Source organism: Desulfarculaceae bacterium (assembly GCA_020444545.1).
Lineage (GTDB): Bacteria > Desulfobacterota > Desulfarculia > Desulfarculales > Desulfarculaceae > Desulfoferula.
Genome location: JAHLKT010000002.1, coordinates 120,277 through 141,738 on the forward strand (window position 1 = coordinate 120,277; position 21,462 = coordinate 141,738).

At 62.1% G+C, this 21,462-nt stretch carries 20 protein-coding genes; 6 read left to right on the forward strand and 14 right to left on the reverse strand.

The features are described 5' to 3' along the window. Positions 1-24: 24 nt before the first annotated feature. From KQH53_05045 to KQH53_05060, 4 genes are all read right to left on the reverse strand, one after another. Positions 25-576: a DsrE family protein gene (locus tag KQH53_05045; protein MCB2226025.1), complete on the reverse strand. Its 552-nt coding sequence runs from the start codon at positions 574-576 to the stop codon at positions 25-27. A gap of 65 nt (positions 577-641) precedes the next feature. Further along, positions 642-2,213: a cytochrome c gene (locus KQH53_05050; protein MCB2226026.1), complete on the reverse strand. Its 1,572-nt coding sequence runs from the start codon at positions 2,211-2,213 to the stop codon at positions 642-644. Next, entirely contained in the window at positions 2,206-3,531 is a 1,326-nt protein-coding gene (locus KQH53_05055) for a cytochrome ubiquinol oxidase subunit I (protein MCB2226027.1), read from the reverse strand. Before KQH53_05055 ends, KQH53_05050 begins: the two co-directional genes overlap by 8 nt. 45 nt (positions 3,532-3,576) lie before the next feature. Next, positions 3,577-4,410: a c-type cytochrome gene (locus KQH53_05060; protein ID MCB2226028.1), complete on the reverse strand. Its 834-nt coding sequence runs from the start codon at positions 4,408-4,410 to the stop codon at positions 3,577-3,579. Between the two features lie 335 nt (positions 4,411-4,745). Here KQH53_05060 and KQH53_05065 point away from each other — a divergent pair, with 335 nt between their 5' ends. The 4 genes from KQH53_05065 to KQH53_05080 all read left to right on the forward strand — a co-directional run bounded on the left by KQH53_05065 (position 4,746) and on the right by KQH53_05080 (position 8,369). Beyond that, positions 4,746-5,150, forward strand: a complete 405-nt coding sequence (locus KQH53_05065) for a DUF302 domain-containing protein (GenBank protein ID MCB2226029.1) — start codon at positions 4,746-4,748, stop codon at positions 5,148-5,150. A 60-nt stretch (positions 5,151-5,210) separates the two neighbouring features. Next, on the forward strand, positions 5,211-6,785 hold the full coding sequence (locus KQH53_05070; protein MCB2226030.1) for a Na+/H+ antiporter: 1,575 nt from the start codon (positions 5,211-5,213) through the stop codon (positions 6,783-6,785). Between the two features lie 468 nt (positions 6,786-7,253). After that, positions 7,254-7,556, forward strand: a complete 303-nt coding sequence (locus KQH53_05075; GenBank protein ID MCB2226031.1) for a hypothetical protein — start codon at positions 7,254-7,256, stop codon at positions 7,554-7,556. 39 nt (positions 7,557-7,595) lie between these two features. Further along, positions 7,596-8,369: a hypothetical protein gene (locus KQH53_05080; protein ID MCB2226032.1), complete on the forward strand. Its 774-nt coding sequence runs from the start codon at positions 7,596-7,598 to the stop codon at positions 8,367-8,369. A gap of 36 nt (positions 8,370-8,405) precedes the next feature. On the opposite strand, the gene KQH53_05085 is transcribed toward KQH53_05080, so the two are convergent. From KQH53_05085 to KQH53_05120, 8 genes are all read right to left on the reverse strand, one after another. Then, complete coding sequence (locus tag KQH53_05085; GenBank protein MCB2226033.1) at positions 8,406-9,239, reverse strand: universal stress protein; 834 nt, start codon at positions 9,237-9,239, stop codon at positions 8,406-8,408. 20 nt (positions 9,240-9,259) lie between these two features. Next, positions 9,260-10,039, reverse strand: a complete 780-nt coding sequence (locus KQH53_05090) for a hypothetical protein (protein ID MCB2226034.1) — start codon at positions 10,037-10,039, stop codon at positions 9,260-9,262. Positions 10,040-10,044: 5 nt separating this feature from the next. Further along, positions 10,045-10,428 carry a response regulator gene (locus KQH53_05095; protein ID MCB2226035.1) on the reverse strand — a complete coding sequence of 128 codons (384 nt, stop codon included), beginning with the start codon at positions 10,426-10,428 and terminating at the stop codon, positions 10,045-10,047. Positions 10,429-10,481: 53 nt separating this feature from the next. Further along, entirely contained in the window at positions 10,482-11,576 is a 1,095-nt protein-coding gene (locus KQH53_05100) for a sulfite exporter TauE/SafE family protein (protein ID MCB2226036.1), read from the reverse strand. A gap of 30 nt (positions 11,577-11,606) precedes the next feature. Then, positions 11,607-13,076 carry a cytidylate kinase-like family protein gene (locus KQH53_05105; GenBank protein ID MCB2226037.1) on the reverse strand — a complete coding sequence of 490 codons (1,470 nt, stop codon included), beginning with the start codon at positions 13,074-13,076 and terminating at the stop codon, positions 11,607-11,609. 191 nt (positions 13,077-13,267) lie between these two features. Beyond that, positions 13,268-13,681: a hypothetical protein gene (locus KQH53_05110; protein MCB2226038.1), complete on the reverse strand. Its 414-nt coding sequence runs from the start codon at positions 13,679-13,681 to the stop codon at positions 13,268-13,270. Between the two features lie 263 nt (positions 13,682-13,944). Further along, positions 13,945-15,321 carry a sigma-54 dependent transcriptional regulator gene (locus KQH53_05115; GenBank protein MCB2226039.1) on the reverse strand — a complete coding sequence of 459 codons (1,377 nt, stop codon included), beginning with the start codon at positions 15,319-15,321 and terminating at the stop codon, positions 13,945-13,947. Further along, a complete protein-coding gene (locus KQH53_05120) occupies positions 15,296-16,726 on the reverse strand; it encodes a HAMP domain-containing histidine kinase (GenBank protein ID MCB2226040.1) in 1,431 nt (476 codons plus the stop codon). Before KQH53_05120 ends, KQH53_05115 begins: the two co-directional genes overlap by 26 nt. 399 nt (positions 16,727-17,125) lie before the next feature. Here KQH53_05120 and KQH53_05125 point away from each other — a divergent pair, with 399 nt between their 5' ends. Both KQH53_05125 and KQH53_05130 read left to right on the forward strand, forming a co-directional pair. After that, positions 17,126-19,165, forward strand: coding sequence for a PAS domain S-box protein (locus tag KQH53_05125; GenBank protein ID MCB2226041.1), 2,040 nt, complete (start codon positions 17,126-17,128; stop codon positions 19,163-19,165). Further along, entirely contained in the window at positions 19,158-19,832 is a 675-nt protein-coding gene (locus KQH53_05130; GenBank protein MCB2226042.1) for a response regulator transcription factor, read from the forward strand. Before KQH53_05125 ends, KQH53_05130 begins: the two co-directional genes overlap by 8 nt. An 89-nt stretch (positions 19,833-19,921) precedes the next feature. Here KQH53_05130 and KQH53_05135 read toward each other — a convergent pair whose 3' ends face one another. Both KQH53_05135 and KQH53_05140 read right to left on the reverse strand, forming a co-directional pair. Beyond that, entirely contained in the window at positions 19,922-21,106 is a 1,185-nt protein-coding gene (locus KQH53_05135) for a hypothetical protein (GenBank protein MCB2226043.1), read from the reverse strand. Between the two features lie 35 nt (positions 21,107-21,141). Beyond that, positions 21,142-21,462, reverse strand: a complete 321-nt coding sequence (locus KQH53_05140) for a cytochrome c (GenBank protein MCB2226044.1) — start codon at positions 21,460-21,462, stop codon at positions 21,142-21,144.

Consider the following 21,462-nt stretch of genomic DNA (forward strand, 5'->3'; position numbering starts at 1 on the left):
ATAACGGCCGGACGGCCGCAGCGGCTAGAAGGGCAAGAAGGCATAGCCCCGGAGCTGGTAGGTGGGCAGCACGGTAAGGGCCGAAAGGGCGATCTCTATCTGGGGGTTCACGTCCCGGTGGGCGATGTCGTGCTCCTTGAGCCCCTGGCCGCATACATACAGTTTGACCCCCGCCTGCTTGAGCTGATCAAGCAGCGCCAAGCTGGGGTTGGCAAAGCCGTGCTTCTTTTCATAGGCCGCGGGGGCCAGCGCCGCCTCGGTGGCCGGGCCGTGCATCACCAGCACCAAGTGCAGCTTGTCGGGCTTCACCCCGGCCGAGGCGAAAACGTTGATCAGGCGGGCCACCTTGGCCAGACCGGGAATCAGCTTGCCCTTTTCCGCCTTGCCCTTGGTTATGTCGAACACGATCTTGTAGCTGAGGGCGGGGTCGGGCTGCACCTCGGCCTTGGGCAAAGACACGATCTCGCCGGCCGCCTTGATCACAGGATGCTCCCAGGGCCTTGCGGCCAGGGCGGTCCCGGCCATCAGCAGGCACAGGCCCGCGGCCAGGGCCAGGATGAAAAACAAGTGCTTCATGATCTCCTCCCTTGGAGACGAGGTTGAATATCCAATGGCAGGCAAACTGAATCGAACTTCTCTCATCAATCCGGGCCGGACCCAGGCCGCCGCAGCTTTTGCACCAGGCTCACCAGGCCCCAGCGGGTGGCCTCCGGCAACTGGGCAAAGGGTTGCATCACGGTGCCGTCGTAGCCGTTGCTGATCACCGCAAAGGCCCTTTCGGGAGTCAGGCCATAGCGGGTCAGGTCGGGCGGTGCCGGGCGCAAGCCCCGGCCAAAGGCGCTCCCCTTGCCGTTGGTGCCGTGGCAGGTGGCGCAGGTGCCGGCAAAGACTCGGGCCGCCGCGGCCGGGTCGCTGGCGTGCGTTTGGGCGGGAGGCGGCGAAACCATCCCGAATTGCCGGTTCATGTAATCCAACAGCCGCTCCAGCTTGGCCCGGTCGAAAACGGTGAAGTAGGGCATGCCCGAGCCGGGGATGCCCCTGGCCACCACTTGGTACAGATAGGACCGTTGGGCGCGCACCGCGTTGATGCGCTCGGGGGGAATGATCAGGGACGCGGCCTCGGGGCCGTCGCCCCCGCCGCCGTCGCCGTGGCAAAAGGCGCAGGAGTTGGCGTAGATGGTCTCGCCGTCGTCGTAGACCGTGGCCAGGTGGGCCTGGAAGCCTTGCAGGGCCGAGGCCTTCCAGGGGGCCAGCAGGGCGCGCTGGGTCTGGGCCCGCGCCTCCAGGGTGGCCTGCACCGGGGCCACGGCCTGGTGTTGCAAAAACTGCCTGGCCAACAGCATGGAAACCAGGATGATGGGCAAGAGCACCAGGGCGATCTTCATGCGCCCCTCCCGGGCCTCGGAGCCGCGGTAAAAGGCCAGGCCCACCAAGACCATGGCCGCGGCCACCCCCACGCTCACCGCCGCGATGATGGCCGGGGTCAGCCGGTCCAGCAGACTGCCCAGCAGCAGCACCCCCACCACCACCTGGAACAGCACCGCCACCACCATCCAATGGGAAAGGTGATAGTGACGATCCTCGGCGCCCTTGGTGGAAAAGAAGAAGTGAAAGGCCCCGCCGAACAGGGCGGCCGCGCCCAGAATATGCAGGTAGCGCATGAGCCAGTGGAACACCAGGACCGGTTCCTCGGCCAAGCCCCGGGCGGCCACCCGGGCCCACTTGTCCGGATTCTCCATTAGGGTGAGCACCGCGGTGAACACCGCCGGCACGGCCATGAGGGCAGCCAGGCCCAGCACCCCGAAAATAAGGTGCCTGACCGGGCGCACCTCGATCTTGTGGCCAATGGTGTCCAGGGAGAGGAAGGCGGTGATCATCAACACCAGCAGGCCCAGCCAGTAGGGGGCCAACAGCGCGGCGGCGGTGAGGAAGGGTACGCTCCAGAGCACCTGGATGATCAGCAGTGGCGCCACCCCCAGCACCACGGCCAGGCTTTTCAGGGCCAGGTGGATGCGCAGCACCCGCTTGTCCCAGCGCAACTCGAAGCGGTAGCCGGTCAGCCAGGAATGGGCGAAGAAGAACACCGCGATCATGGCCGTGCCCAGCATCAGGAGCACGAACAACAGGTGCAAGGCAAAGGAGCCGAACAGGAGCAGCTCCATTGCCCCATCGCCAAAGGGCTTGGCCAAAAGAAGGTCGTGCAGGTTATTCATGCCGCCCCGCCTTCCGGCCGATGGGCGGCACCGCTTCCATGGAGCGGCGCGAGCCGGACAGCTCGTAGAGGTAGGCGGCCATGGTCAGCGCCTCGTCCGGGGTGCCCGCGAAGGCGGGCATGAAGGGCACCATCTGCTCGGTGCGGCGCACAATTACCCCAACCGAGGGCTGGGTGCGCCCAGCCAGGCGGTCGCGGATGTCGTTGAGGCCTCCGATGCTGTGGCACACCCCGCAGTTGGCCATGAACAGGGCGTGCCCGGCCGGGGCGCGCGGCTCCAGGCCCGGCGGTTGGGCCGCGTACCAGGCGGCCTGGGAGAGCATGCCCTGGCGGCGGACCTGCTCCGCGCGGGTCAGGGGGACCTGGCTGGCGTACATGTAGCCTGGCATGAGGTAGGGGCCCCTAATGAACTCGCGGGCCCGCTCGAACTCTATGACCAGGCCCACCGCCAGGATCATGGCCGGGATTATCAAGAGGCGGGCGGCCAGCCGCAGGCGGAAAAGGGCGGCCGCCGCCGCGCCGGCGATAATCACCACGGCAAGCAGGTTGCCCAGCCAGAGCAGCCAGCCTTCCTGAGACAGGTGCGAGGTGAGCACCGCGAAAACCTTGTGCACCGAATAGGTGCGAGGCACCGCGCTGAAATAAAGCCAGCCCGCCAGCGCGGCCAGGGCGCCTCCGGCCAATATCCAGCCGCCCAGCAGGCGCATCACCCGCCGGCGCAGCTCGGCGCCGGGCTTGCGGCTGAAAAGCACCATGCCCAGGCAAAACAGCCCGCCCAGGGCCAGTCCTCCCAGGAAACGCAGGGCCAGCTGGGGCCAGAAGGTGGGGTTGAAAAAGGCCGATACCAGGCGCTGGTTCTGCACCCAGCCGTCCGGGGTGAGCATGAAGCCCAGGATGCCGGAGATGAGGAAGGCCGAGCAGAAGGCGATGGCCACGTAGGACCAGCCCAAGGCCACGTGCAGTCCGGCCCGCCTGGCGCGCATGCGCTCCCACAAAAAATAGTAGGGCAGCAGCACCAGGACCTCCAGGGTGAAGGCGATCCATTCGATGAACCAGGGCCAGAAAAATACCCGCAGCATGGAGCCGATGCCCTGAGGGGCCAGCACGCTCACCGTGAACCAGATGCCTGCCCCGGTCACCGCGCCCACCGCGGTGATGATGATCACCGCCGGCTTGAGCAGATGCTTGGCTAGATCCTCCAGCTCGCCGTCGCCCCTGCGCAGGGCCAGCTGCTCCATGAGCACGATGAGAGTCAACAGGCCTATGGCGAATCCGTGGCTGATCAGCACATGCACCACCGCCACCAGTGCGATGCTCATGCCTTGCCCCAAAGCAGGCATGTAGAAGGTTGGGAACAGCACGGCCTACTTCCCCGCCTCGAAGTGTGGGCGCGGCTGGCTGGTGGCATAGGCGGCCACGTCCAGGGCCTGGGCCACGCTCAGGGTGGGGTTGTTCTTAGGCATGAAATGATGGGTGAAGGCCGAGAAGTTCTTCATCTTGTGCATGCCGGCTCCGTCGTTGAAAGACTGGGGGCCCCACAGGGGCGGGGCGATCGGGGTGCCCTGGCCGCCGTCCCCGTGGCAGCGGGAGCAGACCTGGGCGAAGACGGCCTGGCCCTGGGCTTTGTCCGGCTTGTGGTCGCTCTTGAGCTTCTTCAGGCCCAGCCAGGGGATGTCGGCGTAGATGGGCAGCCCCTTGGAGATCCAGTGGTAGTAGGCCATGATGGCCTGCATGTGCCTGCCTTCGGGCGGCAGGGTCTTCCCGTTCATGCTGCGCTGGAAGCAGCCCTGGGTGCGGGTCACCAAGTCGGTGACGTATTTGCGGCGCTTGCGGTACTTGGGGTACTTGGCCGCCACCCCCACCAGGGACAGGGTGTTGCGCTCCCGCCCGGCGTTGAAGTGGCAGTTGCGGCAGTTGAGCTGGTTGCCCACGTACTCTTTGGCGTAGGTCTGGGTGTCCATGAGGATGTTGTAGCCCAGCATGACCCCCTCCCGGATGTCGGCCGGGGCGTCCTGGGGCCGGGGCGGGGCAAAGACCACCGCCGAGGCCTTGAGGCTTTCCCCCGGCGAGCCGCCCGCCATCAGCGCGCGCTGGACCGGGGGACCGGCCATGCTGCCCATCATGGCGTATAGGCCGGCGCCTCCGACTATGAGCACTAGGGCCAGCACAAGGGCGAAAAGGATGCCGCGAGAGTTCAAGGGTTCCTCCCGAATGAGTGAGAATGAAGAGCAGAAACCGTTTAACTAGGTCGGAGAGAAAAAACTGGTGGGGATGGCGTCTGCCTAGTTTCAATTATGCGCGGGTAGGAATTCCCAACCAATACGAATTGTCATAAATCTTGTACTGAAATACTACTATTCTTGTCGGATAGATGGCAGTTTGGCCTCTAATGCCCGGCAAATCAAAGATATATCCCGGCACCGGCTCGCAGAGACGTAGCCAAACAAGACGCCCAGTGTCCGCCGAATCCGATTCGGCAAGGCTGCTAGAATAGGTTCAAGGCCTATTTGACGGGGTGAATTTAGGAGGAAACATGGAAAACCTGAAAAAGCTAGCCTTCCGCGCCAGCGTGCAGGCCTCTTTTGATGAGGCGCTGCAAATGGCCAAGGATGCCCTCGGAGAAGAGGGCTTTGGCGTCCTGACCGAGATAGACATTCAGGCCGCTCTCAAGAAAAAACTGGATCAGGATTTCCGAAAATACATCATCCTTGGCGCCTGCAACCCACCCTTTGCGCTGAGGGCCTTGCAGGCCGATCTGGAGGTCGGCCTGCTTCTGCCCTGCAATCTCATTGTTTATCAGGACGATCAGGGGGGCATCCAGGTGGCTGCCCTTAACCCGGTCGCGGCACTGGGGGTGATGGATATTCCGGAGCTGGATCAGGTGGCTCAGGAAGTCTCGGAACGGCTGCGGCGGGTGATTGGGCGCATCGCTGCTTAGCCCCCAAGGTGGACACGGGAGGGATTTAGTCAGTCACGGCATTGATCGGAGTGTAGGGTTTTGAATGTTGAGACGGTACTGATCCTGTTATTTTCGGTGGCGGCCGGGGTGGCTGTCGCGGTGCGCCAGTTGCACCTGCCCTATACCGTGGCTCTGGTCCTGGGCGGCCTGCTCCTGGGCATATTCAACTTTTTTACGCCTCCTCATCTGACCAAGGAGCTGCTCTTTTCGGTATTCCTGCCGGGTTTGCTGTTCGAAGCCGCATTCCACATAGAGTTTCGTGAGTTTTGGCGCAACCGCTCGGCCGTGGTTTCCCTGGCCGTACCGGGGGTGGCCGCGGCCGTGGCCTTGACCACGATCATCCTGGTCCCCGTGGTCAACACCCTGCATTTGGAGCAGGACTTCATATGGCAGTATGCCTTGGTGTTCGGCGCCCTCATCGCGGCCACCGACCCCATTGCCGTGGTGTCGGTTTTCCGAAGCCTCGGGGCGCCCCGGCGTTTGTCCATGCTGCTGGACAGCGAGAGCCTGTTCAATGACGGCACGGCCATCGTTTGTTTTACCCTGAGCATTTCCCTGGTGTCGGGCGCCAGCATCACGGCGGGGCAGCTGGCCTCTAATTTTTTCCAGATAGTCATCTTCGGCGGGCTGATCGGAGCGGCGGCGGGCCTGGCGGTCTCGCAAATCCTCAAACACATTGACGACGCCATGATCGAAATTACCTTGACCACGGTCGCGGCCTACGGCTCCTTCGCCATTGCAGAGCACTTTCACTACTCCGGCGTAATTGCGGTGGTGGTGGCCGGGGTGCTTTGCGGCAATTACGGCGCGCGAGTGGGCATGACCCCTTCCACCAGAGTCGCGGTGGAGGCCTTTTGGGAATACGTGGCCTTTGCCCTGAACTCTATCGTATTCCTGCTCATAGGCCTGGAATTGAACCTGGATGCCCTGTTCAGCTCCTGGAAGGTGATCTTGGTGGCCTATCTGGCCGTAACCATGGGACGTGGGCTGATTATATTCGCGGTATCGGGCCTGCTGGCCAAGACGCGGGAAAGGCTGCCTTGGTCCTGGAGTGTGGTCCTTACCTGGGGCGGGTTGCGGGGCGCTCTGCCCATGGTGCTGGTGCTCAGCTTGCCACTGGACTTTCCCCACAGAGACCTTTTGGTCACCATGACCTTTGGGGTGGTGTTGATATCTATTATGGTCAATGGCACCACGGTCTCTCCCCTGCTGCGCTGGCTGGGCATCGTGCAGGGGCGCGAGCATCGCGCGGCCTATGAATTTACCCGCGGAAAGTTGCAGGCGGCCAGCGCAGCCCTAGAGGAACTGGACCGCATGTCCCATGTGCATTTCCTCCAGGAAGAGGTGCGGGATTGCCTAAGAGAGGAATATCAAAAACGGATGGAGGAGGAGCAAGTCCAGATCGGTGAGTTGGACCTGGACCACGAGGCCATTGAGGCCGATGAGTTCAAGTGGGCGCACCGCCATCTGCTTTTGACTGAAAAGAACCATGTGATTGATTCATTTCAGCAAGGCATCATCGGGCAAGACGTTTACGATAAATTGCTGGCCGACATAGATGCCCGCCTTCTGCGCCTGGAGTCGGGCGAGCCAAAAGTAATTTTTTCAAAATGAGCGTCAAGCTACAGCAAGGAAATCGTTGAATAGAGTTGGTTTCGAGAGAAACATCCGACGTTGACGCTTGTAAAATCTTTAAATAATCGCAAAGCGATATCGTTTAAGTTAATCGGCTACAAGTTGCAGTTCGGTGGCCACGATGAGGTTAGATAGAGGACTTGCAACCTAAACTCAACCCCACCAGACAGGCGAATAACGCCGCAGGAAGGGGCGAACGGTCCGCCCCCTACCCCAAGTATGGGCCCGTGCGACCTAGGCGATTCTGAGAGATTAATCGGTCCGTGAGACAGGGGGAAGCGGAATGATAAATGGGCCCGGTTAGGAGCTTTGTTTCGAGTGCGTATAGCCTGAACAAAGGTGCTCGGCTTTGGGCCACTGCCCGTTGTGCCCGTCCCAGGACTGCCCCTGACATAGGCCCAGGGCGTTATTCCGGTCGCCATGTCCCCGTTCGAAATGCCGGCAGTCATGGCATCGTACCTCGGCGGCCTGCTGCTCAGGTTACTCGGCGTCTACTGGAGCATCTTCCGGCCGCCAAGAAAAGGCCTGGACACCGGGAGGGAGTTGCAAGGTGAAGTTTCTGGCCAACGGTATACCAGCATCACCAGCTACGGCGGCGTGAAGCCCAATGCCGACGGGTCCTATGACATCTACTTCGGGCCCAAGCCGCCCCTGGGCAAGGGCTGCAACGTCATCCTGCGCTTCTACGGGCCGCTGTGTGGCTGGTTCGATCATTCCTGGCGTCCCGGCGAGATAGAGCTGCTCAACTAACTCGTTGCCAAAGCTTGCGCGAACAATAAGAGGTGAAACATGAAAAGGCTGCTAGGCCGGTGGTGGATTGTGGCCCTGATGCTCGGGCTTGTCTTCTGCGCGGCCCCGGCCCGCGCGGGGTCCGGCGGCAATGAATGGAAGTTCCAGGTCGCGCCCTATGCCTGGCTGGCCGGCCTCAAGGGCAGCACCTCGACCCTGCCCGGCCTCCCGGCGGCGAACATAAACATCGATTTCTACGACGACGTGCTGGGCAATCTGAACGGCGCCCTGATGCTCTTGGGAGAGGTCCAAAGGGGGCGGTTGGGATTCGTGGCCGATGTGGCCTACACGGATATCGAATCCAGCAACTCGACTCCCGGGCCGTTTTTCAGCTCGGCCGACACCAGGTCCAAGACCTTGATGATCTCGGGGTCGCTTTTCTACCGGCTGCTGGAAAAGCAGCGCGGCTTCCTCGACGTCTTCGGCGGGGCGCGCTACTGGTCCCTGGAGACCGATCTCTCCTTGACGGGGGGCGTGGCCAGGCCGCGCAATCTCTCGCACAGCGAAAGCTGGACCGATCCCCTGGTGGGGCTCAAGGGCCTGCTGCCCCTTGGCGGCTCCAAGTTTTTCCTAAGCGGCTTTGCGCTGACCGGTGGCTTCGGGGTGGGCTCGGACTTCATGTACGACCTCAACGCCAACCTGGGCTACCAACTGACTGAGACCTTTGCCCTCACTTTCGGCTACCGCTACTTGTACGTGGACTACGAAAACGACGGCTTCAAGTACGATGTCACCCAGCAGGGTCCGATCCTGGGCTTTTCCTGGCGGTTCTAAGCGGCTCGCGGGGGCCATGCCCCCGCGGGGCCTTACCTAGCGCAGAAGGAGGACCGACGACCTGCGGCTTGCCAGAAGCTTGGCCACCTTGTTCACCGAGAAAAGCCGTTTGAAGATCGAGGTCTCGCCCATCCACATGGTCACCAGGCTCCAGTGGTCTTCCTTTAGGACAAATTGCTCCAGCAAGGACAGGGCCACAAGCTGGATCCAGGGCTGAATCCCCTTGCGGTTGAAGTAGTGCATCAGCCAATCCAGCTTTTTCTCGATCTTGTCCTCCGCCAAGTGCTTGTCGGTCAGGCCTGCAATTTCGACCTCCGCCTTGTACAGGACCGCCATCTGGGTGACCAGCTCGAGGGACTTCTGGCTGAGCAGGTCGTCCTCCAGGAAGCAGAGGATTCTGCCCGTATCCTTTTCCTCCTTGACGATAAGGACCGAGCAATCGGCGTTGGTGGCGATCTTCTGCTGGCTGTCCATGTCGCCGTGCAGGACTATCAGGTCGCTGCCGCAGTCCTGGGCCTCTTCCAGGATCGTCTGGGCCGGGTTGCCCACCCGCACCCGGACCGTCAGCTCCTTGATGCCGCCATCGGCGCTGCCCGACTTTTCAAAGAGGCCGGGGCTGATCTCCACCATTTCGTAGTCACCGCCGGCCGGGGCATAGGGCAGGTCCTCGGCGGAGAACCCCTGCAAGACTGACCGGTGGTATTGATGCATGGTATCGGCGAATTCCGGGGGCACGCCGCCCTCATCGGATTTGTGGGGTATGACGCCCAAGAGAGTGACATTGGCCCAGGTGTTGACCAAAAGCCGGGAGACCTGGCTAAGGGTATGGGCGCTTCGTGTGTCCTGATCTAGGGCTACAAGAATTCTCATGTCCACCTCATGGGTCGGCGTTAGGGAAGGAAAAGCAGCGAGCAGGGGCTCTTGCTCAGCAGCTCGGCCAGAGGGCTGTTCGCCGGCGGCACCTCCGAGACGATCAGAAAGTGGTCCCTGACCAGCGCGGCCATGGAGGAGGGCGATCCCTCCACGGTGGAGATGTCTTTTATGGTTCCGCCCGAGGATTCGAAAAGGGAGACCGCGGCCTCGATATCGCTGGGTGAGGCCGGCTTGCCGCCGAACCGGCAGTTCAGCAGGGCCAGCTCGATGGAGCGGCTGGGGAAAATTCCCAGGAAGGTCTCCATGGACTTTGGTGCGATCTTGCCCGGGGAGACCCATAGCACCCCCTTGGAGGGGGGAGGGACGTTTTGGGCCACCATGGCCGGGCAGGGCAGGTTGCGGTAGAGCCGGGAGCCGATCTTGGCCGTGAAGTGGTCCGGCTTGAAACGGTGCAGCAACCCCTCCACGAAAAGGGCGTAACGGTTGGAGCGCAGGTGCCTGGCGATGCGCTCGTCCCGGGGCTGCTCGGGAGGCAGGAAAAGCGGGGAGGGCAGGATGCGGCATCCGGCCTGCTCCGCTTTGACCAGCTGCACCACCTGGTCCACGGTGTCCCTGACCACGGCGTCTTCCCACTTCCGGCGGACCCAGCCAGTGGCGATGGCTTGCCCCTGTTCGCCCGGCTCCGCCGCGTGGATGGTGCTGATGTCCAGGTCCAGGAATTGGCCCAGCTGGCAGGCGTAACGCACGGCGATGCGCGAGGCCAGGTCCGCGTCAACGGCGATGGCGGTCTTCAGCATGGGCATCAACCTCCATCTTCCATTTGCAGGGCCTGGGCCGCTTTTTCGATGGCGCCCCTGATCTCCTTGATCTTGAATGGCTTGGCGATGAAGTCAAAGGCCCCCTTGGTCAGGGACTCCCGGGCCACCTCCAGGGTGGCGTAGCCGGTGATCATGATGACCTTGGTCCGCGGGCTCTTGTCTCTGACCAGTTCCAAGATTTTGATGCCGTCGATATCATCCATGCGGATGTCGGTGACCACGATATCGAACACTTTTTCATTAAGCGCATCTATGGCCTCGTGGGGGCTGGTGAAGGCTTCCAGCGAATGGCCGTCTTTTTCCAGCGATGCCTGGAGCCGCTCTCCCACAATGGTCTCATCGTCCAGGATCAGTATTTTTAAAGACATCTTCGGCCTCCCTTTGATTGACTCTCAGCCCTATGGTTCGTCGCGCAACCGGGCTATCCATCCGGATTGACCACCATGAGGGTTTTCTGGATGCCCCTCCTCTGGATGTAGGAGCGGCCGACGTTGAACAGGATCACCAGGCATCCGGAGATTCCGCTGGCGAACAGGAAGAACTTGCTGATCAGGTTGAAATAGGCGTCATAGGAGGGGTCGAAGTCCATGATCCCCAACTGCCGCAGGTACATGGGGATGGCGATGCCCCGGCTCACCACGCAGAGCAGGATGATGAGGCTGGTCACCATGCGAATGTATTTTTCATTGACCACCTTCACCCCGTAGACCCCCAGATAGATCCCCACCAGGGAGCCCAGGTACAACAGCATGGTCAAGCGGATGTCCACGAAGCCCTGAAAGGCGTAGCTCAGGGCCCCGTAGGCGCCCATGAACATTGCCAAGTAGAGCTCGGTGCCCGCGGCCACCGCGGTGGGGACCCCGAACACGTAGATGATTGCCGGCACCCCGATGAATCCCCCCACCCCGATGGTCCCGGCCAGGTAGCCGGTGGCGATGCCGCAGGGCAACAGGACCCACAGGCTGACCTTGGTGTCAGCCACCTTGAAATGGATCACCGGGGGAATGGTGATCTTGGCCATGGCGTCAGCGATTTTGCGGGACGGCCCCGTGTCGCGTCCATTGCTGTCCTTCTTGGAGCCCATCACGTCCTTGATCATGGAGATCGCGACCACCGAGAGGATGACCGCGAAGACCAGGCTGATGTACAGGTTGGCTCCGGCGCCCTTGGCCGCGCCGTGGCCGCTGCCTTCCTTGAAAAGAAAGCTGTTGATGAGCACGGCCACCTGGATGCCGATCACCGCGGTGATGAGCATGAACAGGGCCAGTTTCTTGTCCACGTTGCCGGCCTTGCCGTGTTTGTGGGAGCCGACCATGGCCTTGCCGAACTTGTGGGTGATGTTGCTGGCCACCGACACCACGCCGTTGATGCCCAGGTTCATCATGCCCGGGGTCATGAAGAAGGCGCCGCCGCTGCCGATGAACCCGCTCAGCACGCCGCCGATAAAGCCGAGCAGCACCACCTGCAAGGCGGTGGAAAGATCTATTTGGATGAAGTTTGCGAGAAGGTAATCCATGAAAGCCTCCTGTTTCGCGGAGCAGCGGTATCAGTCGATATTCACCAGCTTAAGGAGCAGCCCGGATATGGTCCCGTAGGTGTAGGCCACCAAGGGCACGAACAGGGCCACCGAGACGGCGGCCACCCACTTCCAATGATCGTGGGTCGCGCCGCCCAGGAAGTTCATGATGGGCTCCTGGTGGGTGAAGACCAGGCCGTAGATGAGCACGGCCAGCGCGGTGAAGCCCAGCAGCTTGAAGGCCTGCTTGGCCCCGAAAAGGAACTGCGACTTGAGCTCGTCGATCTTGATGACCGGGGTTTTCATCCTTTCATGGATGGCCAGCCCCAGCTCGCGGGTAAGGCGGGTGCTGGCCTGGGGCCCCTTGGCCAGGAACAGGTCGCCCAGGACCACCAGCGAGTAGTTGTCGTTGTCCCGGAGGGTGTCTATGACCTCGTGCTGCCCCCCGGCGATGGTGACCCCGCCTGCCGAGCGCCCCATGGCCACCAGCTCCTCGATGGTGTTTTCCAGGCCGCCGTCGTCGCTGCTCACCTCGGGCCCGTCGTCTTCCACCCCCCCAGTGTAGGCGCCGTGGGTCGGGCGAGGCTCCGGGCCTGCCGCCTCCTGGAAGAAGGGCTGGCCTTCCTTGGGCGGGACGAGCCGGAGCAGCTCGACGGCGGCCCCCCACCTCTTGGCGAGCTTGGTGATCTGCACGAAGTCATCGGTCTTGGGGTCGAAGTGTTCCGACAGGTACAGGATGTTGGTCTCCGCCATGGTGCAAACGTGGCCGTGACACTCGTCCAGGGAGCCCAATACCCGCGAAACCGACTCGGCCACCTTTTTCTGGCGCGGCAAATAGGTCACCGTCACCACCTTGCCGCTGGCCTTTACCCCCAGGTTCAGGTTGGCGGTTTCTTTGTTGAAGGCCAAATGAAGCGTGGCCCGGGCGGCCGTGTGGAGGTCGTCCATGTGGCTCACGCTCTCTTCGGTGAGGCGGTACTCCGGCAGCTCGGCCATCTGCATCAATATTGCGGATGCGTTGGCCAGGCTGAGGTTTTCCAGGTTGAGCAGGAGGTCGTAGTTGGAGATGTCCCGCAGGTCGGCGCGATGGACGTAGTGCACCCATTTCATGATGTCCGCGTCCAACGATTGCAAGTAGTCCAGGGCCTTGCCCGGGTTGAGGTTCAGTTGTTGGGAGACGATGTCCACCCGGGTTTCCATGGGCACGTTGACGCCCACGCGCAGGACGTTTTTCACACCAGGAAAGAGCAGGTGGGCCGCCCGGCCGGTGTAAATCAAGTTTTGGTCCTTGATTTTCTTGCTGAGCATGTCGGTGACGAAGGAAAGGTAGATTTCCTTTTCCCAGGCCAGCTTTTCCGAGACTATGGGGGACTTGATTATGGAGGCTTCCAGGCGGCTCAGCTTGATCCCCTGGGTGTGGGCCTCCTCGGCGAGCTGGGCCCGCGAGTACAGGGGCCACCCGGTTTTCTCGGCCACTTTCTGCGCCAGGACGCTGACCATGCTGTGCGCCGGCGCGGTAATCAAGACAATTGACATAGGCTCACCCTTTCAGTGGGTCACCAACTTGAGCTTGAGTTGTCGAGAGGCCGGCCGTGCCGGAGGTGGGAATGCTCTTGGTGCTCGCGCCCAAAAAAAGGTGTCTTGTCGCGGGGTGAGGGCTTCTTTTTTTGCTGGCCTTGCTGCGGCTACTCCTAGCTAGTTAAGCGACTGATATGGTCCTTCTCCCTGACCTGAACCACATGGCAGGGAATCAACGGCATTAGTCTTCTGATCATCTTTTCCATGTCGGTTTCCGTGTCGCTGATGATGATCAGGTCGATACGTTCGCGGGTCAGAAGTTGCAGAAATTCCTTGTCAGCCTCCTCGCCCTGGGAAGAGGTGGTGACCAGGAGGGATATTTCAATATCGTTCTCACGGCCCCGGTTGATCACATCCATGCACGCCTCGATAACCGGGCTTTTCGCCTCTCCCTGAGCTGGCTCCGGCTCCACCGAGAAGACGATGATCTTGGTGTTGATCCTCTCGGCCAGGGATATGGCCTGTTGCAGGGCCTTCAAGTCCCGGCTGTCCGGAGCCAATGGAATGAGAATGTTTTCCTGCCCCACGATTCATCCCGATGTTTGAGTGTTTCCAGTTTCGATCCAACCGGGCTGCACGGGGAACCTTGCGGGTGGGCCCGCGCCCATGCCGGGCCCTGCCCAATGCCCTGCAAGGCAGAGGCCATTATGGAATAGCCAATTATTTAAGATTGTTAAAAAATGGGGCGTGAGCGGAGCCAGCTAAAACGTTCCAATTTGGAACAGTTTGATGTTCCAATATGGAACGCGAGAATGGGCGAAAAGGGGCCGAGGGGCTTGGGCCGAGGGGTTTATTTGGGGGAAGGGTCGAGGGCGTACTGTTTGATTTTGCGCCACAGGGTCGTTCGAGGGACCTTGAGGATCTCCGCCGCCTTGCTTTTGTTGTAGCCGGTTTCGATCAGCACGCGGCGAATGTGTTCCTTCTCGTTGTCCTGCAGGGTCTGCCAGGTCTCCGGCTTGATGTCCTCGATGGCGAAGTTGAACAAATCGTCCGGCAGGTCCTTGGGGGTGATGGTCTTGTGGTCGGAAAGGGCGATGGCCCGCTCGATGATGTTCTCCAGCTCGCGCACATTGCCGGGGAAGGGGTATTGATTAAATATTTCGACAACTTTTTGGTCAACCGCCGAAACGGACATCCCGAACTGCTGGTTGTATTTTTTAATGAAGTGGTTGATGAGCAGGGGGATGTCGCCCCTGCGGTCCCGCAGGGGAGGCAGCTCGATGGACACCACATTGAGCCGGAAGTAAAGGTCCTCCCGGAAGCGATTTTCGTCCGTGGCGGCCTTTAGGTTCTTGTTCCCGGCCGCGATGATCCTTACGTCGAGCGGGATCTGCTTGGTGCCTCCTACCCGAATCAAGGTGCGTTCCTGAATGAAACGCAGGAGTTTGACCTGCATGCTGCCCGGCATGATCTCGATCTCGTCGAGAAATAGGGTGCCCTTGTCGGCCGACTCCAGCAGGCCGATCTTGGTGTTCAGCGCGCCGGTGAAGGCTCCTTTTTCGTGTCCGAATAGCTCATTGGCGATGAGCTCCTCGGAAAACCCCCCGCAGGAAAAGGCGATAAAGGGGTTCTCGCGCCGGGAGCCGAGAAAGTGGATGGCCCGGGCGACCAGCTCCTTGCCGGTTCCGCTCTCCCCCTGAACCAAGACATTGCAATTGAGCGAGCACACCTTCTTGACCACGGACAAGACATCCTGCATGGCCTGGCTGTGCCCGATGATGTACTGCTGGCGGGAGTAGGCGGCCAGGGACTTCTTGAGGTCGTCCCGTTCCTGAACCAGGGCTACCTTTTCCAGGGCGCGCAAGGCCAGGGCGCTCAGCTCCTTGACCTTCACCGGCTTGGCCAAAAAATGAAACGCTCCGGCCTGGATGGCCTCCACCGCGGTGTCGATGGAGCCGTAACCGGTGAACACGATGACTTCGGTGGTGGGATGGTGGGTTTTGATATCCCTGACCACGTCAAGCCCGCTCATGCCCGGCAACCTGAGGTCGCAGAAGACCAGGTCATAGTGCTCGGCGGCCATTGCTTTCAAGGCCGATTCGCCGTCCCCAAAGGTCTCGACGGTGTGCAGAGTCTTGGACAGGCCCCGCTGGATTTCCCTCCGGGTTATGGCTTCGTCATCGATTATGGCGACCCTGGCTTTATGCAGAATCTTGCCCTGGCTCATGCGCTTCTTTCGTGCTCAAGAAAATGGAGAATATGGAGCCCTGTCCGGGTTTGCTTTTAACCGTGATGCGGCCGCCGTGCTTTTTGATGATGCTGTAGGTGACCGATAGCCCCAACCCGGTCCCCTCTCCCTCCTTTTTAGTCGTAAAGAACGGGTCGAATATGGAATCGATCTGCTCTTGGGGGATGCCCTGGCCGGTGTCGGCCACGTCGATCCTGATTTCGTCGGGGTTTTCCCCGGCGCCGATGATTACGCTCAAATTGCCGCCATCCGGCATGGCCTGGATCGCGTTGATCAAGAGGTTCAGCAGGGCCTGCTGCAACCGGCTCTTGTCGATCCACACGGGCCTGAGCGGAGTGTTGATCGACTTGCTGTATTTGATCTGTTGCAGCTTGATCTTGTTTTTGACCAGGCTGACCGTCTTGTCGATGATGTCGTCCAGGGAGAGCTTTTCCAGGTGTTCCTGATCGTTCCGGGAGAACTCCAGCAGGCCCTTGACGATCTCGGCGGCGCGCTCCGCCTGCCCCATTAGGTCGTTGTAGAGCTTCGCCCTCTCCTCGGGGGTGAAGTCGTCGTCGTCCATCAGGGTCTCGGTTATCAGGGATATGTTGTTGATGGGGTTGTTCAGTTCATGGGCGATGCCCGAGGTGAAGGTGCCGATGGAGGCCATTTTGCGCGAATGCAGCAGCTGCTCCTGCCGGGTCTGTATCTCCTTGGTCATCTTGTTGAAGGCGTTGATGCAGGCCGATATCTCGTCGCCCCGGTCGGCCGGGTAATATATTTGGCTGTAATCGCCCCGGGAAACCTTGCCGGTGGCGCTGTGCAATATGGACAGGGGCTTGGAAATGTTCCAGCGGGCCTTGAACAACAGGAAGGCGAACACGGCGAGGAACAGGACGAAAAAGACAAAGGGGATGATCAGTATGGTGTTTATGGCCTGATCGATCCTGCGGCGCTTGGTCTCGATCAATTTGTCCACGAAGTCATTTAGTAGCTTGCCCTTTTCGCGCAACTGCGAATTTACGTAATCGGCGACGCCCCGCTTTTCGCTGTCCAATCCGCGGTAGACCAGGCTTTCGTAGCTTTTCAGGGCGTTTTGGAATTGCGCGAGCGCCGGGGCGCCCATGATGTTTTTCATCTGGCCGCGAAGCTCGCTGAAGTTGTTTAGGGTTTGCAGGAGATAAGAGGTCAGCTTGTCCACGTCCCCGCGGTCGCCCGCCAGAAAAACGTTTTTTTCGTAGCGCCGCAGCTCGAGGATGTCGTCCCGGAGGTCGTTGAAGCGCTCCATGAGGATCAGCTTGTTTTTCAGGCCCACCACGTTCTCGTAATGGAATACGGTGGAGGCCAGCATGAAGGCAAGGCAGACGGCCAACAGGAAAATCAATCGGCTGCCGATGGTTTTCACGAGGCGGGCTCCCCGAAATTCAAAACGGATTCCTTCCGGACCATATCGCTCCTAATCGCTATCCTCGATTGGGGCTTTTGCGGGCTTCCCGGCTTTCTGGTCACTCACGGGCATCTTAAAAGCAAGGGCCCTGCAATATTTGCAATAGATATTAATTATCATATGATATTAATTATCTAATATGCCAATGACCATTGTACCACTTCTTTCCCAGAGTATCGTGACCCGGCCCCAGGGCTAAATCAACCTCCCGGTGGGCCCAGGGCAACCGTGGAGGTGCCAATGATGAGCGCAGCCGATAGGGGGTTGGCGAGCCTTTCGAGGCCGTCCCTCGGAGCGGCCCGGGAGGCCGCGCACAACGCTTGGCTAAACCCCATCGCCCGATATAGAGTGTAGGCCATGGCCAAGCTCTTACCCCAACGCGCCTCCTTCAAGACCGCCGCCGTGGTGGTGGTGGTGGCTTCCATGCTGCTGTTCGGCCTCATCGCGGCCTACAGTCTGTTCGTCCTGCACTCGGTGGTGCAGCAGGCCGAGGAGGAGAACCTGGCCGCCGACCGGGCCCAGGCCTCCCTGGGCGTGCTGTTCATCGCCGACCACCAGCACAGCCTGTTCACCCGGCTGGCGGCGGTGGCCTCGCGGCCTTCCTTTGGCCGCCTGCTCACCAGCGGCGAGGCCCCTGAGCTGAGGGCCTACCTCAATTCCCTGGCCGGGCAGTATGAGGAGTTGCGCACCGCCCTGGTCACCGACCCCCACGGCCGCATCCTCATGGAGGCCCCGGCGGCGCGGGTCAAGGGATCGCCCGACCTGGTGCTGCCGATGGGCGAGGCCCGCGCTCCGGACCAACCCTGGGTCTCGGGAGCCCAAAAGACCAGCGACGGCCGCCTGCTGGTCACCCTGGGGGTGCCCATCCCCGGTCCCCGGGGCAGCGTGCTCGGCTATTTGGCCGTGCGCCAGACCAACGAGCCCTGGCGCAACTTCCTGTCCCACCTCTCGGCCCGGCCGGGGCGTTCCTACTATCTGTTCGACAACCAGGGCGGGCTTTTGGCCTCCGGCCCCCAGGCCTCCGCGCGCCTGGCCCGCCTGGCCGAGGAGCTGCGCCGCGAGCTGGGCAGCCGGCCCGGCCCCTTGTCGCGCATGGCCGCCATGGCCTGGGGCGGCGAGGCCTTCGTCTCCGCCTCGGCGGTCAGCGGCCTGGGCTGGGTGCTGGTGGTGGCCCAGCCCTATGAGCAGGCCATGGCCCAGGCCTTGGCCCTGTCGCGCCAGGTGTATTTGTTCCTGGCCCTTTTGGCCGCGGGCATCACCTTCGGCACCCTGCTGCTGTTGTCCTTGTACCGCGCCCAGCAGACGGTTTTGGAGCGCACCGACCAGGAGGCGCGCCGCCTGGAGAGCGAGGTGGCCAAGCGCACCGCCGAGCTGCGCCTGGCCAACGACCGCCTGCGCACCCTGTTCCGCGACTTGCCGGACATGATCTACGAGGTGGACGCCGAGGGCAAGCTGACCCTGGTCAACCGGGCGGTGACCCGGCTGCTGGGCTACGAGCCCCGCGAGATGGTGGGCCGCCTGCGCCGCGAATTCGTCTTGAGCGACGACCTGGACAAGTTCGACGAGGAGCGCCTCCGGGCCGAGCGCGGCGAGAAGATGAACATGATGGCCCTGCGGCACGTGACCAAGGACGGCCAGACCCGCTGGCTTTCGGTGCACTCGCGCGGGGTATTCGATCCCCAGGGCCACCTGGTGGGTCGCCGGGGAGTGGCCCGCGACGTGACCCAGCAGGTGCTGGCCGAGCGCCAGGTGCGCGAGCTCTCCCGGCGGCTCATCGGGGCCCAGGAGGACGAGCGCAAGCGCCTGGCCCAGGACCTGCATGACGAGATGGGCCAGCTCCTCTCGGCCCTGAAGATCGGCCTGCAAGGCGAGGCCGCCCGGCGGGGGGGCGGCCCGGAGATGGATCGCCTGATCCGCCTGACCCAAAAGGTTATGGACCGGGTGCGCGCCCTGGCCTACAATCTTCGTCCGGCCATCTTGGACAGCTTTGGCCTGGCCGCGGCGGCCCGCGACCTCTGCGAGGCGCTCAGCGAGGCGGGCCTGTTGCAGGTGGAGACCGAAATCCAGGAAGTGCCCCTGGACCTGGCGCCCGAGGTCAGCCTGTCCATTTACCGCTGTCTGCAAGAGGCGCTCAACAACGTGGTGCGCCACTCGCGCTCCGGCTGGGCCAAGGTGGAGCTAGCCATGGAGGGCAACCTCATCAGGATGGCGGTTAGCGACCGGGGTCGCGGCTTCGACGTGGAGGCGGTCCTGGAAGACGGCGGGGCCGGGCGCAGCCTGGGCCTGCTGGGCATACGCGAGCGTATGAACCTGCTGGGTGGGCACCTGGAGCTGACTTCGTCGCCCCAGGGGACCCGCCTGGTGGTCGAGGTGCCTTTGGAGGAGGCTCATGCCTGACAAGATTCGCGCCATAATCTGCGACGACCACGCCATCTTCCGCCAGGGCATCAAGCAGGTCCTGGCGGCCAACCCCGCCCTGGAGGTGGTGGGCGAGGCCGGCGACGGCCTGGAGGCGGTGGCCCTGGTCAAGAAGCTGGCTCCCGAGGTGGTGATCATGGACATCACCATGCCCGAGCTCACCGGCATCGAGGCCACCCGCGAGATCGTGGCCCTGCGCCCCGAGACCCGGGTGGTGATCCTCAGCGTGCACTCGCGCAAGACCTTCATCTCCGAGGCGCTCAAGGCCGGGGCCCGGGGCTATGTGCTCAAGGACTCGGCCGGGGAGAAGCTCCTGGCCGCGGTGGACGCGGTGATCAAGGGCGAGTGCTATCTGGACTCTCCCGTGGCCGGGCACATTGTGGACGAGTTTTTGGCCGTGCCCGAGGCCGCCCCGGAAAGCAGCGAGCAGGCCGAGCGCCTGAGCGACCGCGAGCGCCAGGTGCTTCGGCTCATCGTGGAGGGCAACACCAACAAGCAGATCGCGGACAAGCTGTTCCTGAGTCCCAAGACGGTGGACAACCACCGCTCCCGCATCATGAGCAAGCTGGGCCGCCACGACCTCATCGGCCTGGTCAAGTACGCTATCGCCAGCGGCCTGGTGGACCCGGACTCCTGGAGCCGCTAGGCTCCGCCGGTCTCATCAACCCAATAGAAACGGCCCGGCCTCCCCAGGGGAAGCCGGGCCGCGTTGGCTACGGGCCAGATTAGGTGGGTTTACTTGGGTGGCGTGATCTTGTATCCGCCCTTGCCGTCAAAGGTGATCTCGCCGTCGAGGTAGTAGACCTCGGTCAGTTCGGGCCGCTTGTCTTGCAGCATGTAATAGGCCTCGCCGCTGCGCGCTCCGGTGGAGCAAATGAACACCACCGGCTTGTCGGCGGGCAGGGAGCCCAGCTTCTTTTCCAGGTTGTCGGTGGGGATGTTCACCGAGCCCTTGAAGTGGCCGGCCTTGTACTCGTGGGGGTCGCGCACATCCACCAGGTAGATGCTCTGGGGCTTGGTTTTATAGATCTCCTCGAAGGCCACCAGGTCCAGGCTGCCTTCCTCCTTGCCCGCCTTGAGCGAGCGCTGAGGGGCCGCCTTGGCCTTGGCCGGAGCGGCGGCCATGGCCACGCCCGCGCCGTAGGTCTTTTTCCAGTCCGGGTAGCCCTTGGCATAGACCTTTAGGTTCTTGTAGCCCAAGGCCTGGGCCTTGAAGGCCGCCTTGTGGCTCAGGGCGCAGTGCAGCCCGCCGCAGTAGAAGATGACCAGGGCGTTTTTATCAGCGGGCAGCAGGCCTTTCATCTTGGCGAATTGGCTGGTGGGCATGCTCAGCGCGCCGGGGATGTGGCCCTTGGCGTACTTCTTTTTATGGGGCCGCGAGTCGATGACCAGGCCCAGGGTCTTGCCGGTGACCACGTCCTTGACCTCGGCCGCCTCCACCAGCACCGGGAACGGCTTGAAGGCCGGGGCGGCGGTGGCCTCCGGGCCGCTGGGGCCGGGGCCATAGGCCTTTTTCCAGTCCGGATAGCCCTTGGCGTAGACCGCCAGGTTGTTGTAGCCCAGGGCCTGGGCCTTGAAGGCCGCCTTGTGGCTCAGGGCGCACTTGAGGCCGCCGCAGTAGAACACCACCAGCATGGCCTTGTCCTTGGGCAGCTTGCTCGCGGCCAGCTTGTCGAACTGGCTGGTGGGCATGCTCAGAGCGCCGGGGATGTGGCCCTTGGCGTATTTCTTCTTGTAGGGCCGGGCGTCGATGACCACGCCCTTGACCTTGCCGTCCACCACGTCCTTGACCATGGCGGCGTCGACTATGTTGGGGAATTGCTTAAAAGCCGGGGCCTCGCCGGCCATCACCGGCAAGGCGATAGCCAGCACCAGCAGGGCGGCCAGCACCAGGGCCGCTCCCTTTTTGATCGAGTTCACGGTTAGCCTCCTAACGCTTATACAAACCGGGGACGCTATTTGCACTTGGCCGGGCTGGGCGAGTCCGCCGCGTGGCCGTGCAGATAGGCGTAGATGTCGGTCAGGTTCGACTCGCTCATCTTGGGCCACTTGGGCTTGCAGGGAATCTTGTTCTGGTTGAACAGCTCGGCCCACTTGGCCTGCTTGTAGGTGGCCGGGCTCAGGTCCTTGGCCGGGCCGTTGGCCGTATGGCAGGTGCGGCAGTTCTTGCGGTAGAGGTACTTGCCCTTGCGCCAGTTGCCCTCGGAAAGGGCCGGCCCCATGCTGGCCAGCAAGAGCAGCGCGGCCAGGGCCAGGGAGAATACGGTCTTTATCAT

What these genes read in the sequence shown, in the direction of transcription:
- KQH53_05075 (MCB2226031.1), top strand. Translation starts at nt 7,254, where the DNA reads ATGGCATCGTACCTCGGCGGCCTGCTGCTCAGGTTACTCGGCGTCTAC.
- KQH53_05100 (MCB2226036.1), bottom strand. Translation starts at nt 11,576, where the DNA reads ATGGATTACCTTCTCGCAAACTTCATCCAAATAGATCTTTCCACCGCC.
- KQH53_05055 (MCB2226027.1), bottom strand. Translation starts at nt 3,531, where the DNA reads ATGAGCATCGCACTGGTGGCGGTGGTGCATGTGCTGATCAGCCACGGA.
- KQH53_05130 (MCB2226042.1), top strand. Translation starts at nt 19,158, where the DNA reads ATGCCTGACAAGATTCGCGCCATAATCTGCGACGACCACGCCATCTTC.
- KQH53_05125 (MCB2226041.1), top strand. Translation starts at nt 17,126, where the DNA reads ATGGCCAAGCTCTTACCCCAACGCGCCTCCTTCAAGACCGCCGCCGTG.
- KQH53_05085 (MCB2226033.1), bottom strand. Translation starts at nt 9,239, where the DNA reads ATGAGAATTCTTGTAGCCCTAGATCAGGACACACGAAGCGCCCATACC.
- KQH53_05080 (MCB2226032.1), top strand. Translation starts at nt 7,596, where the DNA reads ATGAAAAGGCTGCTAGGCCGGTGGTGGATTGTGGCCCTGATGCTCGGG.
- KQH53_05115 (MCB2226039.1), bottom strand. Translation starts at nt 15,321, where the DNA reads ATGAGCCAGGGCAAGATTCTGCATAAAGCCAGGGTCGCCATAATCGAT.
- KQH53_05090 (MCB2226034.1), bottom strand. Translation starts at nt 10,039, where the DNA reads ATGCTGAAGACCGCCATCGCCGTTGACGCGGACCTGGCCTCGCGCATC.
- KQH53_05140 (MCB2226044.1), bottom strand. Translation starts at nt 21,462, where the DNA reads ATGATAAAGACCGTATTCTCCCTGGCCCTGGCCGCGCTGCTCTTGCTG.
- KQH53_05105 (MCB2226037.1), bottom strand. Translation starts at nt 13,076, where the DNA reads ATGGTCAGCGTCCTGGCGCAGAAAGTGGCCGAGAAAACCGGGTGGCCC.
- KQH53_05065 (MCB2226029.1), top strand. Translation starts at nt 4,746, where the DNA reads ATGGAAAACCTGAAAAAGCTAGCCTTCCGCGCCAGCGTGCAGGCCTCT.
- KQH53_05095 (MCB2226035.1), bottom strand. Translation starts at nt 10,428, where the DNA reads ATGTCTTTAAAAATACTGATCCTGGACGATGAGACCATTGTGGGAGAG.
- KQH53_05045 (MCB2226025.1), bottom strand. Translation starts at nt 576, where the DNA reads ATGAAGCACTTGTTTTTCATCCTGGCCCTGGCCGCGGGCCTGTGCCTG.
- KQH53_05050 (MCB2226026.1), bottom strand. Translation starts at nt 2,213, where the DNA reads ATGAATAACCTGCACGACCTTCTTTTGGCCAAGCCCTTTGGCGATGGG.